A 17,457-nucleotide genomic window follows, 5' to 3' on the forward strand; every position below is an offset into this window, starting at 1 on the left:
CGCTCCTATTTGTGATATGGGTGATTTGTATTAATGCAAAATGCACGATAAATTTGCTCTAAAAGCATAGTTTTAGCAAATTTATGTACCAAGGTCATTTTGCTAAGAGCTATACTTGTATGCATATGTGCGATAAATTCTTGCTCAAATCCATAAGCACCGCCTATAAAAAATGTAATTTCATTTTTATCTTGCAATAATTTTGCAAATTCTACACTTGTAAATTCTTTGCCCTTTTCGTCTAATGCTATACAAAAACCTTTTTTATAAGGACTTAGTGCATTTGTATAAGATTTTTTTGCTTCTATGGCGTTAGTGTTTTGTGCTTGATTAATTTTGTTATTAAAAACACATATATCATTAAAACTACAAAATTTCTTAATAAGCTTAGTATAATACTCATCTATCTTGCTAAATTCATCATTATTATTTTTTTGAATGCTCAAAAGATTAATTTGCATTTTTAGTTTTTAGAAAAAAATCTTAAAAAGTCTGCTATAAATTTTTTATGTTCACTTCTTTCTACAATCGCATCAATCAACCCATGTTCAAGTAAAAATTCAGCCTTTTGAAAGCCTTCTGGTAAATCAGCTCCTATGGTTTGTTTAATTACCCTAGCTCCTGCAAAGCCTACTAAAGCACCAGGTTCAGCCATGATGATATCTCCAAGCCAAGCAAAAGATGCGCTTACACCACCCATAGTTGGATCAGTTAAGACTGAAATATAAGGAAGTTTTTCTTCTGCTAATAGTTTTAACGCTGCACTTGTTTTGCTCATTTGCATTAAAGAATAAGTGCTTTCTTGCATTCTAGCTCCACCGCTTGCACTCACTATAACAACAGGGGTTTTTTTCTCAATAGCTCTTTCAATAGCTCTAAGAATTTTTTCACCTTCTACTGATCCTAAGCTTCCACCCATGAAAGAAAAATCAAAAACAACTAATTGAGTTTTTATCCCATCTATGGTGCATTCCCCGCTTATTATGGCACTTTTTCTACCTGTTTTTTCTTCATTTTCTGCTAATCTTTTTTTATACGATTTGCTATCTACAAATTTAAGTGGATCGATTGCATGTAAGTCTTTATCCATTTCCACAAAAGAGCCTTCATCGCTAAGTAATTCAATGCGTTTTAGAGGGTTTAATCTCATATGAAAATTACATTTAGGACAAACATTATAACAAGTTTCTATTTCTTTATAATACATTAACGCATGACAAGAATTACATTTTACCCAGTGATTTGGAGCTTCGCTTGGAGCGGCTTGCTTGCGTCTTATACTAGAAAAAATATCTAAAAAATTCATTATCTCTACCTAAAATAAAATTTCAAAATTATAGCAAGATTTTATTGCTTTTAAAATCTTGCACCCAACATAAACTCAAATTTGCTCAAATCGTCTTTTGAGCTAGTATTAAATGGTTTAGCAAAAACTAAATTTAAAGCACCTAGTGGGGTTAACCACTCAAAGCCAACACCTGTGCTCCATCTTTGAATTTGACTTAAAGAACTCTCTCCGATAGCGCCATAATCAAAAAATACACTACCTCTAAGTTTGATTCTATCAAAGATTGGAAAGCTAAGTTCTACAGAATTTGCAAAAGCCACTGTACCACCTGTTTCATCACCCCATTCATTTTTAGGACTCACACTTCTTCTATCAAAACCTCTAATAGTTCCTATACCACCAAGATATAATTTTTCATTGATAGGTAAATAGCCTTGATCCCATACTTTATAAAAACTCGCTTTATAACGATAAATCAAATCCCAACCTATAAACTCTTCCAAGCCTTGATAATAATTAAATTTAGTAGTAGAACTTATGAATTCTTGATCCCCACCTAAGCCTGCATATTCAAGCGAAGTTGAGGCGATAAAACCTGATCTTGGTAAATAATAATCATCTGTATTGTTAAACACTATCGAAGGAGTGATAGAACTTTTATAAGTTTTACCAAGTTTATATCCTTGAGCGATTAAGCGATCACTTAAATGATAAATATCACTTTGTTCAAGATTATAAGTTAAATCTATGCTTGTATATCTTCCTAAAGTTTTACCAACGCTTATGTCAAAACCATAGTTTCTCTCATCATAGCTATCCCATTCTAAACGATCTGAATATAATGATCCTCCAAGAGAATAATCACTATCATTTACTCTAGGATTTCTTAAAGATACTCTACCAGAAAGTGTATCATCGCCTTTGTCTATACTCACACTTCCTTTCATACCAGAGCCTAAGATATTTGCATCAGATAATGAAGCGCTAAGTAAAATTCCATCACTAGTTCCATAGCCAATACCACCTGAAATGGCTCCAGTTGAAGCTTCCTTGACTTCTACTATCAAATCAATATGCGTATCATCTACTCTTTGTTCTTTAATATCTACATTTTCAAAATACGCAGTTCTTCTTAAGGCATTTCTTGAGTCTATTAAATCAGTTCTATTGTAAAGATTACCTTCGGTTAGGTAAAGCTCTCTACGAATAACTCTATCAACTGTTTTGGTATTGCCTGAAATTTCAACATTTCTAACATATACTTTTTCATTGGGTATGACTTTAAAAATAATCATAGCTTCATGATTTTCTTTATCTTTTTGTATATCAGGTATAACTTGTACAAAAGCATAGCCTAAATCTGCTGTTTTAGTTTCTATAGTCTTTATATCTTCTCTTAGTTTTTCTATATTAACTATTTTTCCAACACTCAATTTTAAATCATTTGCCAAAGCTTCATTTTCTTCATCACTAAAAATTGGATTAAAAATTTTAATCCCTTTAACTTTATAAACCTCACCCTCGTTGATAAAATAAGTCAAATCAGCTTGATAAGTATCTGTGTAAGTATTTAAAAAAGCAGGAGATACGCTCACATCAAGATAACCTTCTTTTAAATATACATCTGAAATTCTTGAGCTATCATTTGCCAAATCAAAGATTTTAAGCTTACCATCATTAAAGCCCCACATCCAGCCTAGGGCTTCTCTTTGTTTATTTGCTACCGCAGGTTCAATATCTGAGTAGCTTAAATTTTTTGCACCGCTTAAATGCACTTTTTCTATGATGATATTTTCTCCACGATTTACAACAAAAGTAAGTTTCAATGAGCTTGAATTACTTAATTTTTCATCTTTGATTTCTACAACAGTATCATAAAAACCTTTGGCTTGATAAAAAAGTTTGATTTTTTCAGCAGCTTCTTTGGCTGAATTTTCATCATATAAAATTCCAGGTTTTAAGCCAACAAGGCTTTCTATTTGTTTTCTATCGTTACTTGCTATACCTTGAATATCTATTTTTCCAATGGAAGGTTTTTCTACTACTTTAAAAATTAGCACCCCATTTTTTTCTTCTACTACTATATCTTTAAAATAATTTCTATCAAAAAGATTTTTAATCGCTGTATCTATACTAGCAGGATCAATTTTTTGTCCTATTTTTAATTTAGAAATCGCAATAGCACTTTCTTTAGAAAGTTGCGATAAGCCTTCAAATTTTATATCTTTAATCGTAGCTGCACATAAAGAACTTGAGAGTGCAAAGAAAACAAACCATTTTTTCATCAAATCTACCTAAATTTTTATATACAAAATCGTTATAATACCAAAATATTTTTAACTAATGCTTTTTAAGGAAAATTTATGAAAGTAGGTATAATCGGACTTGGCTTAATAGGTGGATCTTTGGGTCTTAGCTTAAGAGAGAATAAATTAATAGATTTAGTTTGCGGATATGATATAAACAAAGAATTTGAGCAAATTGCGCTAGATAGAAAGTTAATAGATAAAATTGTTTCTTTTGAAGAGTTGAAAAAATGTGATGTGATTTTTTTAGCTATTCCTGTAAGAGCTATTGTAAAAATCTTAAAAGAATTTCAAGGTATTTCTAAAGATTATACTATCATCGAGCTTGGAAGCACAAAAGAAGAAATTATTAAAAATTTACCTTCTTATTTGAAAAGTCAATTTATCGCAGCTCATCCTATGGCAGGAACTGAAAATAGTGGTCCAAATGCAGCTATAAAAGACTTATATAAAAATGCAGTTTGTGTTTTGTGTGATGTGCAAAATGCTGATCATATTCATCAAAAAAGAGCTATAGAAATTTTTTCAGATTTAGGAATGAAGCTTGTATTTATGGATAGTATCGCGCATGATCATCATGCTTCTATCATTTCACACTTACCGCATGTGATTAGTTTTTCTTTGGCAAATTTTGTGATGAAAGAAGAAAATAAAAAAAATATAGCTCACCTAGGAGGCCCTTCTTTTAAAGATATGTGCAGGATTGCTAAGTCAAACCCTCAAATGTGGAGTGGTATTTTTGAACAAAACAAACAAAATTTATTAAATTCTATTGATTTATTTCAAAAAGAATTACAAGAATGTAAAAAAATGATAGAAAAATGTGATATAAATGAGCTTGAGACTTGGATTAAAAGTGCAAATAAATTAAGAGAAATTCTATAAAATTTTTTATAATTTACTCTTAATTTGCTAAAGAATAATATATTTTTAAAAAATATAGATTGAAAGTGAAAATATGGTTTTTGCGCGTAAAAGATCAAATAAAAAATGGATTTTTGTAGTTTTTTTAATACTTTTAGCCTTTGTGGTGTTTGTTTTAAATACAAAGTTGTTTGAAAAAAATCCTCCGTTGATTCAAACAAAATCAGATGTAATTTATAGTAATCTAACAGATCCTGTATCTATAGAAATAAGCGATGAAAGTGCTTTAAAAGATGTTAAAGTCACACTATTTAAGGCAAATGAGTTAAATGGTGAAATACTTGTTAATGAACATGTTAAAGGCAATAAAAAAAGCATTCATTTTGATTTAAAATTACCAAAACCAGCTTATAAAGAAAAAGTCGATTCATATAAACTTGTAATAGAAGCAAGTGATAGTAGTTTTTGGAATTTCTTTTTAGGAAATCAAGCGCTTAAAGAAGTAAAAGTTATCATTGATACCAAAAAACCGTTTGTAGAAATTTTAGATAATTCTTACCAAATCGAGCAAGGTGGAGTAGGTAGTGTGGTATTTAAAGCAAGTGATGAGAATTTACAAGAAGTTTATATTACAACCAATAAAGACAAAATTTTTAAAGCAACTCCTTATGTGAAAGAAGGATATTATGCTGCTTTGATTCCTTGGGAGGCGACTGATGAGCACTTTAGAGCTTATGTAGTGGCAGTAGATAAAGCAGGTAACGTAAACAAGCAAAGAATTAGATATTATTTTACCAATAAAAAATACCGTGTATCAAATATAAAAGTAAGTGATAGATTTTTAGATGGTAAGATTGAATTTTTAGCACAAAAATATGCTCCAAAAGATAGAGAATTAAGCAGGCTTGAAAAATTTAAATTTGTTAATGAAGATTTAAGAGCTTCTAATGAAGTTATCATTCATGATATTACAAGCAAAGTTCCTGATACTATGATTAATAATTTTAAAGTTAATCTTTTCAAGCCTTTAAAAAATGGCCAAAAAGTAGCTGATTATGCTGATCATAGATTTTATTCTTATAATAATCAAGCATTTAGTAGCTCTTATCATATGGGGCTTGATTTAGCAAGCATAAAAGAAGCACCTATTATTAGTAATAACGATGGTGAAGTGGTATTTGTACAAGAAAATGGAATTTATGGATTAAATATTATCATCTATCATGGCTTTGGTATTTATACTCTTTATGGACACTGCACTAATGTGGATGTAAATGTGGGTGATAGAGTTAGAGCAGGTGATGTTATAGGTACTACAGGCACTACAGGTTTAGCACTTGGAGATCATGTGCATTTTGGTGTTTTAGTACAAGGAGTTGAAGTGCGTCCTGAGCAATGGCAAGATGCAAAATGGATAAAAGAAAATATCTATAATGTATTAGAATCAAGCAAAAAAAGAATTTTGAGTGAATAAAAATGAATCAAACAACAATAGCAAAAGAAGTTAAAGGTGTTGGTATAGGTTTGCACAAGGGTGAGCCTATTAGTATAAAATTAGAGCCATTAGAAGCTGGCAGTGGTATAGTATTTTATAGAAGCGATCTGGGAATTTCTTATGAGGCAAAGCCTGAAAATGTCATCGATACGCAAATGGCTACTGTGATAGGCGATCATAGAGGTTATGTATCTACTATAGAACATTTAATGAGTGCGATTAATGCTTATGGTATTGATAATGTGCGTATAGTTTTAGACGCAAACGAAGCTCCTGTAATGGATGGTAGCAGTATAGGTTTTTGTATGATGCTTGAAGAAGCAGGTATAAAAGAGCTTGATGCGGCAAAAAAAATTTTAGTGATTAAAAAAAGTGTAGAAGTAAAAGAAGGCAATAAATTTGTGCGTTTAAGTCCTACGGATATGCCTATTATAAACTATACGATCGAATTTGATAATCCTATTATAGGCAAACAAAATTATTTTTTTGAATTTAGCAAACAAAACTACATAGAGCAAATAGCAAGAGCAAGAACTTTTGGATTTTTAAAAGATGTTCAAGCTTTAAGAGCTATGAATTTAGGTCTTGGTGGAAGCCTAGAAAATGCTGTTGTGATTGATGATAATCGTATTTTAAACCCTGAAGGTTTGCGTTTTAAAGACGAATTTGTGCGTCATAAAATTTTAGATGCCATAGGTGATTTAACCTTGCTTGGATGTAGAGTTTTTGGAGACTATACTTCTTATGCAGGTTCGCACAAACTTAATCATCTTTTAACCAAAGAACTTTTAAAAGATCCTAGTGCTTATGAAGTGGTAAGTTTAGAAAAAAGTGCATATAAAGTTTATGAAAAGGTTTTTGCATAAAAAAGGTTACTTTACTTTTAAATGCCATAGCAAAACCTTTAATGCTTGGTATTTATGAAAATGATGTATTGATAAAAACCATTGAGAATGATTTAAAAGTTAGTGAAGTTTTGCCAAAAATATTGCAAGATTTACTTTCACAATATGAGTTTAAAAAGCTTATTTATGTGCATGGACCAGGCTCTTACATGGGTATAAAAATTTCTTATGTTTCTTTTAAAACCCTAGCCATAGTTAAAAATATACCTTTAAAAGCTATTAGTGCTTTTGAGCTAAATAATAACGCTCCTATAGCCGCTAACAAGCATTTATGTTTTGTAAAAAAAGATGATGATGAGATTGTTTTAGAAAAGACACAAGCGGGAAGTTTTTTTATGCCCCAAAGTTTAAAAGGTTTAAATTTCAGTAAAGAAAATACACCTTTTTATGTTTTAGATGCGATTAATTAAGGTAAAAAATGAAGATTTTAGTTCCTGCTACAAGTGCAAATTTAGGTCCTGGTTTTGATTGTTTGGGTTTGAGTTTAAAATATTTTAATCAAACCATAGTTGAAAAATCTAAATTTTTTAGCATTAGCATACACGGAGAAGGTGAAAATAATATCTATCTTAAAAAAAACAATAGTTTTGTCAATATTTTTTATGAAATTTATCAAAGACTTAGTGGTAAAAAAGATAATTTCCGCTTTGTTTTCCAAAATAATATCCCTTTAGCTAGAGGCATGGGAAGTTCTTCTGCTGTGATAGTTGGAGCCATTGCTTGTGCTTATGAATTGAGTGGGTTTAAGGCGGATAAAAATACCATTTTAAATGAAGCTTTAAAATATGAAAACCATCCAGATAACATAGCTCCAGCAACACTTGGGGGTTTTGTGTGTGCATTAACTCATAATGAAAAAGTTTTAGCTATAAAAAAAGAAGTAGATAAAGATTTACAAGCTATTATAACCATACCAAATGTAGCGATGAATACTCAAAAATCAAGAGCAGTTTTAGCCAAAAAAATCAACCTAGAAGATGGTGTTTTTAATCTTTGCCATGCTTCATTTTTAACCGCTTGCTTTTTAGAGAAAAAATATGATTTATTAAAATATGCAAGTTTGGATAAACTTCATCAAAATCAAAGAATGAAGCTTTTGCCAGAACTTTTTGAGGTGCAAAAACTAGCTTTAGATAATAATGCTCTCATGAGCACGCTTTCAGGCTCAGGCTCAAGTTTTTTCACTCTAGCTTATAAAGATGATGCCAAAAAAATCAAAGAAAAAATCAAAAATAAATTTGCTAAATTTAGAGTTGAACTTTTAGAATTTGATGATGAGGGCTTTAAAATTTGCTAAAAATTCCAAAAAAAAGATATAATTTTGAAAAATCATATACCCATTAGAATGTGCATTGTTTGCAAAGGCCGTTATGAAAAGCAAGGTTTGCAACAATTTCAAATAAAAAATTCTCAAATTATCACTAAAGTGGAATTTGGTAGGAGTTTGTATATTTGTAATTCATGTTTTGATAAAGATGAAAAAACATTGCAAAGGGCTTTTATGAGAGCTTGCAAAGGCAATTTTCATGGTAATATAAATCAGCAGGATTTAAAGGAGATATTTTTTAATGGCAGATGTAAAGATTAGCGAGATCGCTCAAGAGTTAGGATATACAAGTAAAGAAATTATAGAAAAAGCCAATGAAATGGGCTTAGAAGATATCAAATCCCCTAACAAAAAAGTATCTTCTGAAATTGCAGAAGCGATTTATCAATACGTTCAATCCGGTGAAATACTAGATGTGGTAAAAAAAGTAGCCAAACCTAAAAAAGAAAGTACAGCAAAAAAAACTACTAAAAAAGAAGAAAGTAAAAAAGAAGAGAAAAAAACTACTACTAAAAAAGAAAGTAAAAGCCTTACTAAAGCAGTAAGTGAAAAAAAAGATGAAATAAAAAAAGAAGAAAAACAACCTGAAAATCCTATAAAAAATGAAGTATTAGAAGAGAAAAAAGAAGAAATTAAACTCGATGAAAAGCTAGGTTCTAATTTAAATTTAGCCAAAAGAAGAGGCTTGGTCATCGTTAAAAAGAAAAAAGAAGAAAGTAAAGAAACTCAAACAAACAAAGAAGAAAAAGCTAGTACACAAACTACTCAAGGTTTAAGCCTTAGTATGATTTTTTCAAATTCAGATGAGAATTTAAAAAGAAAGAAAAAAGAAAAGAAAAATCATCCTGTAGCAAGCAAAAAAGAAAGCACTACTAAAATGGATCTTTTGGGAGATAAAGATTTTGCTGATATTTCTTTAGAAGATGATGATATGGTGGTTTTACCTGATTTTAGTGTAAAAGAAAACAAACCAGCACAACCAGCAAACAAAAAACAACCAAATATCTTAAAGCAATCTTTAAATAATTCTATCAACCCATTTGGTGAGGGTGGTATACAAAGAAGAAGTCGTAAAAAACCACCTAAAAAGGTAGAAAAAAAAGAAAGCGAAGCGATTACAAGTGTAAGTATACCTAAAGAAATTCGTGTGTATGAATTTGCTGAAAAACTTGGTAAAAACACCGGAGAAGTTATCTCTAAACTTTTCATGCTTGGTATGATGACGACTAAAAATGACTTTTTAGATGAGGATGCTATAGAAATTCTTGCAGCTGAATTTGGCGTGGAGATTAATATCATTGATGAAGCTGATGAGTTTGATTATGTAAAAGATTATGATGAAAATCAAACAGAAGAAAATTTAAGCCAAAGAGCTCCGGTTATCACTATCATGGGGCATGTGGATCATGGTAAAACTTCTTTGCTTGATTATATAAGAAAATCACGCATTGCAAGTGGCGAAGCAGGGGGGATTACTCAGCATGTTGGTGCTTACATGGTGGAAAAAAATGGTAGAAAAATCACTTTTATTGATACTCCAGGCCATGAGGCATTTACTGCTATGCGTGCAAGGGGAGCTAGTATAACGGATATTGTTATTATCGTAGTAGCTGCAGATGATGGGGTAAAACCTCAAACTAAAGAAGCGATTAATCATGCAAAAGCAGCTAATGTACCTATTATCATCGCTATTAATAAAATGGATAAAGAAAATGCAAATCCTGACATGGTAAAAACCCAGCTAGCAGAAATGGACATCATGCCAGTAGAATGGGGTGGAAGCCATGAGTTTGTGCCAGTTTCAGCTAAAAAGGGTGATGGTATAGAGGATTTACTTGAAATTGTATTGTTACAAGCTGATATTTTAGAGCTTAAAGCAAATCCAAAAGCCCATGCTAAAGCAAGTATTATAGAATCTTCAGTGCAAAAAGGTAGAGGTCCTGTGGCTACTATCATCGTGCAAAATGGTACTTTAAGAGTGGGAAATACAGTCGTAGCAGGGGAAGCTTATGGTAAAGTGCGTGCTATGAGTGATGATCAAGGCAAAGCTTTAAAAGAAATAGGCCCAGGTGAGTGCGGGGTGATCATAGGTCTTAGTGAAGTAGCCGATGCAGGAGAAACTCTAATAGCTGTAGATAGTGATAAGCAAGCAAGAGAATATGCTAATAAACGCCATGAATACAACCGCCAAAAAGAACTAAGCAAATCCACTAAAGTAAGCATAGATGAACTTGGTGCAAAAATCAAAGAAGGTAATTTAAAAGCCCTTCCTGTGATCTTAAAAGCAGATGTGCAAGGTTCACTTGAAGCGATTAAGGCTAGTTTAGAAAAACTTAAAAACGATGAGATTAAGGTTAATATCATCCATAGTGGGGTAGGTGGGATTACTCAAAGTGATATAGAGCTTGCAAGTGCTAGTGAAAACTCTATCGTTTTAGGTTTTAATATACGCCCAACTGGTGAGATCAAAGAACGTGCTAAAGATAAGGGCGTGGAGATAAAAACTTATAATGTTATTTATAACTTGCTTGATGATGTAAAAGCCTTGCTAGGTGGTATGATGAGTCCTATCATCTCTGAAGAACAACTTGGTCAAGCTGAAATTCGCCAAGTGATCAATGTACCAAAACTAGGACAAATCGCAGGTTGTATGGTAACAGAAGGCACGATCAATCGTGGCACGAAAATCAGGCTCATTAGAGATGGGGTTGTGGTATTTGAAGGTAATGTAAGCTCACTTAAACGCTTTAAAGATGATGTAAGAGAAGTTGCAAAAGGCTATGAATGCGGTGTAGGCATAGAAGGTTGTAATGATATGAGAGTGGGAGATTATATAGAAAGTTACAAAGAAGTTGAGGAACAAGTAAGCCTATGAACCCAGCTGAAATCAAAAAGCTACGCACAGAAAGCATTTTAAAAGAACTTATACCAGAAGCTTTAGCAAATTTAGACAACGAAGCTTTAAAAAATTTGTGCGTAGTGGATGTGGAGTGTAAAAAAGGCAGATATGATGCTTTTGTGTATTTAGATAAAATGTTTTTTAACACTCAAGACCAAGAAATCATACTTAATCAACTTAAAAAAGCTGCCCGTGCTTTGCAAAATTACTGCATGAGCGAGCAAGGGTGGTATAGGTGTCCGAATTTTCACTTTAAATTTGATGATAGATTAGAGTATCAAAACCATATGGATGCTTTATTTGAAAAAATCAAAAAGGAACAAAATGAATCTTGAAGCACTTTGTAAAGAAGCAGGACTTAGCTTTTATGATGATGAGCTAACAAGTGAAAATGGTAGAAAGATTTATAGAATTTATGTACAAAAAGAAGGTGGGGTAAATCTTGATGATTGTGCTAAGCTTAGTGAGATTTTATCGCCTATTTTTGATGTAGAGCCACCTGTGGGCGGGGAGTATTTTTTAGAAGTATCAAGCTGTGGGCTTGAGAGAAAACTTAGCAAAATTGAGCATTTTGCAAAAAGCATTAATGAACTTGTAAAAATCACAACTAGTGAAAAAGAAAAAATCGAAGCAAAAATCATCGCCGTAGATGATGAAAATATCACTTTAGAAAATTTAGAAACTCAAGAAAAAACTACTATAAAATTTAGCGATATAAGAAAAGCTAAAACCTTCATACAATGGTAAAAATTTAGAAATCTAAATTTTTACTCATCTTTTGTATAATTGAATTTAAACATAAAAACAAAAAGCTATAAAAATTTTATATTTGCAGATTAAAGGGAAATAGTATGAATATTGTTGAATTTCACTTTTTAAATGAAAATAAAATACAAGCACAAATAGAAAATTCAAATGAAAATTTTTAGGATATTTTTGGAAAAAAGTAAAAAGTACAATTAATATATTAAAGCCTTACAAATATTTAGTAAATTTGATTTTTTAAATTATGAGATATATGTCTTAGTTTTAAAATTTTTAAGATGCTTTGATTATTGAATTTGTTTTCTTAGTGTGTGAATTTTATCCTTTCCTAAAGCAAAATAATGTCTTTGTTTTTTCTACAAAAAATTTAAGACTGGCAAGTATTTATTTCTTAGTGAGTAAGAACAAAAATTAGAGAAAATAAAAGTGCAGTTTTTGCATTTTTATTTTTTTATTAAAATTGATAGTGTAATCTAGTTTTTTCTATTTTTAAAATATACTTTTGAAGATGCATATTTTTTAATTCATTTTCTATATTTATAATATTTTTTTTCAAAGTATTTTTTAATACTTTTATATGGCTATTTATTGTGAGTATCCATTCTAAGTGTTCTTTAATCCAAAGATGGTTTTTATTGAAAGCCTCTTCTTTTGTTTTTGGATTAAATATATAAATTCTAGCAAGATTGAGTTCAAATTGAGCATTTAAAGAATCTGCAATAGAATGTAATATTAATACTTTGTGCATTTTTTCTTTGAAGATATCTAATTGGTTTATAATATTATTAAAATTTTTCTCATCATTGCTTAAAAAATACAAAGTATTAAAAGTGAGAGTGCATTCTTTTTCTAAAATATTGCATATTTTTATAGCTTTATGAACTTTGTAAAACGACTTTAACATAAGTTCTATTTGTTTATTAAGGTTAGATTTTTCAAGTTTGGTAAAATATTTTTTTGGTTCTTTTTCAAGAATTTTTTGACAAACTTCTTTAAAAGGTTTTTCTATAGTTTCCTCTATTCTAGCTCCACCTTCGGTGCAGTTATATGTCGTTATATTAAGAAAATTTTTTGCATATAATATTTTTTTCTCCAATTCGGTTTTAAACATAATCCATGTATTTGTTGTTGGAATAAGGTTTTTGCCACCATAAGCTAATATTTTTAAGTTGTAATGGATTTCTTGAGGATTATAGGTATCATATTTTCCGTAGTGATATTCTTCTGGATGTGAAGATCCATCACTGCCATAAGCTAGATCCTGTCCTACTAAAAAGATATTTTTATATTCTAGTTTTAGTGCTAAAAAATAAGCCATATTTGCAACACTTGGGCATCCCGTTGAGTATTCAAATTGCTTTAAGTGAAAATATTTATCCAAAGGTAGCATTCTTTGGATAAATATAAATTTACGATGATTTTGTTTTAAATATTTGACCGTGTTAAGATGTGTGACACTTGATAAAATAAAAATTATATCTTGATCAAATTCTCCAAAATCATTATTAAAAAATTCACTAGTTTCTTTAATTCTTTCTACAGATAAAACATAATCAGGTTTTATGTCATGTTTTGCTAGTATAGGATAAGCACTATCAGCACAAAAAATAGTTGCTTTGTCTGCATATTTTTTAAGTAAAGGAAGTTGTTTAATTAAAGAAGGGCCTGTTGAAACTACAATAGCGTGTTTGGAACCACCTTTTCTTTTAAGCATTAATTCTTTGAATGAAAAATTTGAAATAATATCCGGAAGGTTGTAAATAAAATTTTCTATACCCTTGAGAGCATCTTGAGAGTCGGTTCCTTTTGCTAATATAGCTTGTTTTATATGTATTTGCATATTTTGATTCGTTTTTATAATATCTTCTTGGTATCTTTCATAATAATCACAATGAATATCTAAAAAATAAACACGTAAAAAGTTGAAAAAAGGACTATTTGAACAGATGTTGTTATATGTGTTAATATCAATTGATTCTATATCTAAAATAACTAATCGGCGATCTTTTAATTCTTCACTAAAATCTATACATTGAAAACTTAAATAAATAAATTCTATTTCTTTTTCAAAAATAACTATTTTTTGTCTATATTTGTTTTGTAAAAGGGCTTTATATAAAATTCCATTTCCAAAACCATAAAAATAAAGCACAGGATATAAAAGATATTTATCATTATATAAGTTTAGTTTTTCATTTAATTCACTAAGAGTATTACTATATAGCGTATACTCTTTCCCATGGTGTATAAAATTAATATCTAGAGAATCTTTTCCTTGTAGAATTTGGAATTTTTGAGGTTTAAAATTTTCTAATTTTTCTTTTAATATTTTATTGTTTAAGGCTTCTAGATTTTTATTAAATAAAAATAAATTCATTTTTTATCCTTTAAAATGTTCATGATTTTATTATACTTAAATTTTAAATTATTGATAAGTAATTAATATATTTTGCTATATTTTTAAAAGTAAAACGATAGAAGGTAGTATGAATCACGAATTTTATATGAATTTAGCCATAGATGAAGCTTGGAAATATCAGCTTTTAACCTACCCCAATCCAGCCGTAGGTTGTGTGATCTTAGATAAAAATGGCAAAATTTTAAGCATAGAAGCGCATAAAGAAGCAGGTAAGGCTCATGCAGAACTTGAAGCAGTAAGCAAAGCCTTAAAAGCACTTAATCCAAATTTAGATTTACCACAAAATGCAAATGATTTGCATGAGTTTATTTGTCAAAATCATCAAGGGTTATTAAAAGGTGCTAGTGCTTATGTGAGTTTAGAACCTTGCAATCACCAGGGTAAAACCCCGCCTTGTGCAAAGCTTTTTAGCGCGCTTGGTTTTAGTGAAGTTTTTATTGCTACTAAGGATGAGCATAAGCTCGCAAGTGGTGGAGCAGAGTTTTTAAAAGATCAAGGCATAAAAGTTCACATGGGAATTTGCGAGCAAAGAGCCAAAGAGCTTTTAAAACCTTTTTTAAAATGGCAAAAATCAAGCTTTAAATTTTTTAAACTAGCTCTTTCTTTAAACGGCTCTGCTTATGGTAAAATCGTAAGTTCTAAAGCAAGTAGAACCTATGCTCACACATTACGCTCAAAGCTTGATTTACTTGTAGTAGGTGGAGAAACTATAAGACATGATAGGCCTATTTTAGATGCAAGGCTAGCTCAAGCTAAAGCACCAAATTTATGCATATTAAGCCGTCAAAATTTAGAAAGTTTTGATCCAAACATTCCTTTATTTAGTGTAGCTGAAAGAGAAATTTTTACAAGCATTCCTAGCAAAGCAAAGTTTATCATGTATGAGGGTGGGGAGAATTTTTTAAAAGCTTTTAAAGATGAGTTAGATATGCTTTTGATTTTTTCAAGCTCGAATTTAAATACTCTTGAAAATGTTAAGTTAGATTTAAAGCTAAAGCCTTTATATAAAGGCTTTTTAGAAAATGATACTTATGGATTTTATGAGATTATTAAATCTTAGTAGATTTTTTGTGAGCTTATTTGTGTGAAAAATTGCACTAAAGTGTTAGCAAAAAAGCTAGCGCTTTGCTCTTCTAATCGTTTTAAAAACTTATCTATGGCATCTTCTTTTTGCCAGATAGGGTTTTGTACTTTGGCTAGTTTTTCTACTTCTTTTTTGGCTTGCTCGTAATTGCCTATTTTATCAATGAGTTTTAATTTTAAAGCCTCATTAGCTAAAAATACTTTCGCATCAGCCCATGAGCTTGTTTGATTTAAATCTAGCTTGCGATTTTTAGCGACAAATTGTGTGAAAAGCTCATAGCTTTGATTGGCTAAATTTTGCAAAAAGTCTTTTTCATCTTCGCTCCATTTGCGCATGAAAGTTCCCGCTTCTTTATAGCTTCCTGCTTTGATAGTTTGCTCATTTATACCAAGTTTTTGTGCAAGCTCACTTACTTCAAAGCCTTGCATGATTACCCCAATAGATCCTACAAAGCTAGCAGGATTAGCGATGATCATATCAGCTCCTACCGCGCTTAAGTAACTCCCACTTGCTATAGTTCCACCTGCATAGACTACCACAGGTTTTTTAGCTTTAAGATCTTGTATAGCTAAAGCTATTTCCATGCTTGGTGCAAAAGCTCCACCAGGGCTATCTATAAAAAGCAAAACCCCTTTTATAGCTTTATCATCTTTGACTTTGTAAATTTGTTCTAAAAGATTGCTCGCATCGCTAATTTCACCTTTAAGATTAATTTGTGCTAAGTTTGCATTAGAAAGTTTAGTATTATCCCCGCTTGGAGTAAGGATCAAAAACACGATAAATAAAAACACAAAGGTTTTAAAATAAGTGTTGATATAAGAAATGGTTTTTCCAATTCCTTTAAAAAATGATTTTATAATTTGCATTCTTTTCCTTCTATAAAAAGTTTTAACACTTCTTTGCTTTGTAAGATAAATTGCAAAGGAAGTTGTTTTAAATTTACACTATTTGGTAAAGCAAAAAGACTAAAATCTGCTATTTTGCCTTTTTGAATTTGGCCTAGGTTTAAATTTAAAGCTTTTGCAGCTTTATTTGTTGCCATTAAAAGCAATATTTTAGCAAAATTTTCTAACTCTAAATCATCATGTATAAGTAAATTTGCTCTCATTTCATCAAGCATACTTAAAGAAGCATTTGAACTCAAACCATCAGTTCCTAGATGGATATTAATACCATTTTTTAAAGCAGATTTTAATTTAAAAGTTTTTTTACTCAAAAGTCTGTTTGAAAAAGCACAATGCGTGATCGAGTGTAAATTTTTATCTAGCAAATCCCATTCTTTAAAATACACACAATGTGTAAATAAAGTCCTTTGGCCTTTAAAAAGCTCTAAAAAGCTTTGTGGGGTGTAAAATGGCATAGGATTTTTGCTAAATTTAGTCAAGCTCTTTTTAAAACCACCTTTTTTAAACCTTAGCCAGTTGTTTTCATGATTACTTTCAAGAAAATGTGTGCTTAGTAAATGATCGTTTTCTCTAGCAAGTTTTATAGCAAATTTGGCAAGTTCTGGGTGGGTTGAGTAGGGCGCATGTACTGAAATAGCAGGGATAAATTTAGAACTTTTAAAACTCATACTTTTTTCATAGCGAGTTAAAAATTCTTCTTTTTTAGCTTGGATAAAATTTGCATTTGAACCTAAAATTTCATTGAAAAATACCACTCTAGCTTGTGAATTGATACAAGGGTTTAAATCACTCCCAAAGCTTGAAATTTCTCCTATGGTAGCAGTGCCACTTTTTAGCATTTTATGGATATTTTGTGAGATTAATTTTTCTTTGGCTTTTTCGTTTAATTGCTCGCGGTTATTAAAAACACTATCAAGCCATTTTAAAAAATCTCCAAAGACTAAATTTCCATTATTTGCACTAAATTCCAAATGCGTGTGTGGATTGATAAAAGCAGGCAAAAGTAAGGTATCTTTTGGAGTTGGTATAAGCTTGGCTTGTGGGTAGGATTTTTGTAAATTTTCTAAGCTATCAATTTCTAAAATATTATCATCAAAAAGAACTGCTTTGTTTTCTAAAATATTAAAATCATCATCGCAAGTTAAGATGATTTTAGGTGCTATTATAAACATTTTACCTCCTTTAAAAAGGGAAATTGTA

16 protein-coding genes are annotated in these 17,457 nt (G+C 30.5%); 10 read left to right on the top strand and 6 right to left on the bottom strand.

Features of this window, described 5'->3' with window-relative positions:
• Window positions 1-5: 5 nt before the first annotated feature.
• The 3 genes from L8U41_RS00375 to bamA are packed head-to-tail and all read right to left on the bottom strand — an operon-like array spanning window position 6 to window position 3,573.
• Window positions 6-461 carry a 23S rRNA (pseudouridine(1915)-N(3))-methyltransferase RlmH gene (locus L8U41_RS00375; RefSeq protein WP_263727499.1) on the bottom strand — a complete coding sequence of 152 codons (456 nt, stop codon included), beginning with the start codon at window positions 459-461 and terminating at the stop codon, window positions 6-8.
• Between the two features lie 2 nt (window positions 462-463).
• The gene (gene accD, locus L8U41_RS00380) at window positions 464-1,306 is read right to left on the bottom strand and encodes an acetyl-CoA carboxylase, carboxyltransferase subunit beta (protein ID WP_012660961.1); all 843 of its coding nucleotides are present in this window, start codon (window positions 1,304-1,306) and stop codon (window positions 464-466) included.
• Window positions 1,307-1,356: 50 nt separating this feature from the next.
• On the bottom strand, window positions 1,357-3,573 hold the full coding sequence (bamA, locus tag L8U41_RS00385) for an outer membrane protein assembly factor BamA (RefSeq protein ID WP_263727500.1): 2,217 nt from the start codon (window positions 3,571-3,573) through the stop codon (window positions 1,357-1,359).
• A gap of 78 nt (window positions 3,574-3,651) precedes the next feature.
• Between bamA and L8U41_RS00390 the strand changes: the two genes are divergently transcribed.
• The 9 genes from L8U41_RS00390 (at window position 3,652) to rimP (ending at window position 11,831) form a co-directional block, all read left to right on the top strand.
• Window positions 3,652-4,479, top strand: a complete 828-nt coding sequence (locus L8U41_RS00390) for a prephenate dehydrogenase (RefSeq protein ID WP_263727501.1) — start codon at window positions 3,652-3,654, stop codon at window positions 4,477-4,479.
• A 73-nt stretch (window positions 4,480-4,552) separates the two neighbouring features.
• Entirely contained in the window at window positions 4,553-5,932 is a 1,380-nt protein-coding gene (locus L8U41_RS00395; protein WP_263727502.1) for a M23 family metallopeptidase, read from the top strand.
• Between the two features lie 2 nt (window positions 5,933-5,934).
• The gene (gene lpxC / locus L8U41_RS00400; protein WP_263727503.1) at window positions 5,935-6,819 is read left to right on the top strand and encodes a UDP-3-O-acyl-N-acetylglucosamine deacetylase; all 885 of its coding nucleotides are present in this window, start codon (window positions 5,935-5,937) and stop codon (window positions 6,817-6,819) included.
• A 41-nt stretch (window positions 6,820-6,860) separates the two neighbouring features.
• On the top strand, window positions 6,861-7,268 hold the full coding sequence (locus L8U41_RS00405) for a tRNA threonylcarbamoyladenosine biosynthesis protein TsaB (RefSeq protein WP_263724707.1): 408 nt from the start codon (window positions 6,861-6,863) through the stop codon (window positions 7,266-7,268).
• 8 nt (window positions 7,269-7,276) lie between these two features.
• A complete protein-coding gene (gene thrB / locus L8U41_RS00410) occupies window positions 7,277-8,155 on the top strand; it encodes a homoserine kinase (RefSeq protein WP_263727504.1) in 879 nt (292 codons plus the stop codon).
• 24 nt (window positions 8,156-8,179) lie between these two features.
• Window positions 8,180-8,446 carry a hypothetical protein gene (locus tag L8U41_RS00415; protein ID WP_263708291.1) on the top strand — a complete coding sequence of 89 codons (267 nt, stop codon included), beginning with the start codon at window positions 8,180-8,182 and terminating at the stop codon, window positions 8,444-8,446.
• Window positions 8,427-11,060: a translation initiation factor IF-2 gene (infB, locus tag L8U41_RS00420; RefSeq protein ID WP_263727505.1), complete on the top strand. Its 2,634-nt coding sequence runs from the start codon at window positions 8,427-8,429 to the stop codon at window positions 11,058-11,060. Before L8U41_RS00415 ends, infB begins: the two co-directional genes overlap by 20 nt.
• Complete coding sequence (gene rbfA / locus L8U41_RS00425) at window positions 11,057-11,419, top strand: 30S ribosome-binding factor RbfA (protein ID WP_263727506.1); 363 nt, start codon at window positions 11,057-11,059, stop codon at window positions 11,417-11,419. The genes infB and rbfA overlap by 4 nt, the downstream gene beginning before the upstream one ends.
• Window positions 11,409-11,831 (top strand): ribosome maturation factor RimP, encoded by a 423-nt coding sequence (gene rimP / locus L8U41_RS00430; RefSeq protein WP_263727507.1) that lies wholly within the window; start codon window positions 11,409-11,411, stop codon window positions 11,829-11,831. The genes rbfA and rimP overlap by 11 nt, the downstream gene beginning before the upstream one ends.
• A 472-nt stretch (window positions 11,832-12,303) precedes the next feature.
• On the opposite strand, the gene L8U41_RS00435 is transcribed toward rimP, so the two are convergent.
• On the bottom strand, window positions 12,304-14,226 hold the full coding sequence (locus L8U41_RS00435) for a motility associated factor glycosyltransferase family protein (RefSeq protein ID WP_263727508.1): 1,923 nt from the start codon (window positions 14,224-14,226) through the stop codon (window positions 12,304-12,306).
• 109 nt (window positions 14,227-14,335) lie between these two features.
• Here L8U41_RS00435 and ribD point away from each other — a divergent pair, with 109 nt between their 5' ends.
• Window positions 14,336-15,328 (top strand): bifunctional diaminohydroxyphosphoribosylaminopyrimidine deaminase/5-amino-6-(5-phosphoribosylamino)uracil reductase RibD, encoded by a 993-nt coding sequence (gene ribD / locus L8U41_RS00440; RefSeq protein WP_263727509.1) that lies wholly within the window; start codon window positions 14,336-14,338, stop codon window positions 15,326-15,328.
• On the opposite strand, the gene sppA is transcribed toward ribD, so the two are convergent.
• Together sppA and L8U41_RS00450 are read right to left on the bottom strand one after the other, a co-directional pair.
• The gene (gene sppA, locus L8U41_RS00445) at window positions 15,325-16,218 is read right to left on the bottom strand and encodes a signal peptide peptidase SppA (protein WP_263727510.1); all 894 of its coding nucleotides are present in this window, start codon (window positions 16,216-16,218) and stop codon (window positions 15,325-15,327) included. The two genes, ribD and sppA, sit on opposite strands and share 4 nt — an antisense overlap.
• Window positions 16,206-17,429: a metal-dependent hydrolase gene (locus L8U41_RS00450; RefSeq protein WP_263727511.1), complete on the bottom strand. Its 1,224-nt coding sequence runs from the start codon at window positions 17,427-17,429 to the stop codon at window positions 16,206-16,208. Before L8U41_RS00450 ends, sppA begins: the two co-directional genes overlap by 13 nt.
• Between the last annotated feature and the right edge of the window lie 28 nt (window positions 17,430-17,457).

Source organism: Campylobacter sp. RKI_CA19_01116 (genome assembly GCF_025771405.1).
Taxonomy (GTDB): domain Bacteria; phylum Campylobacterota; class Campylobacteria; order Campylobacterales; family Campylobacteraceae; genus Campylobacter_D.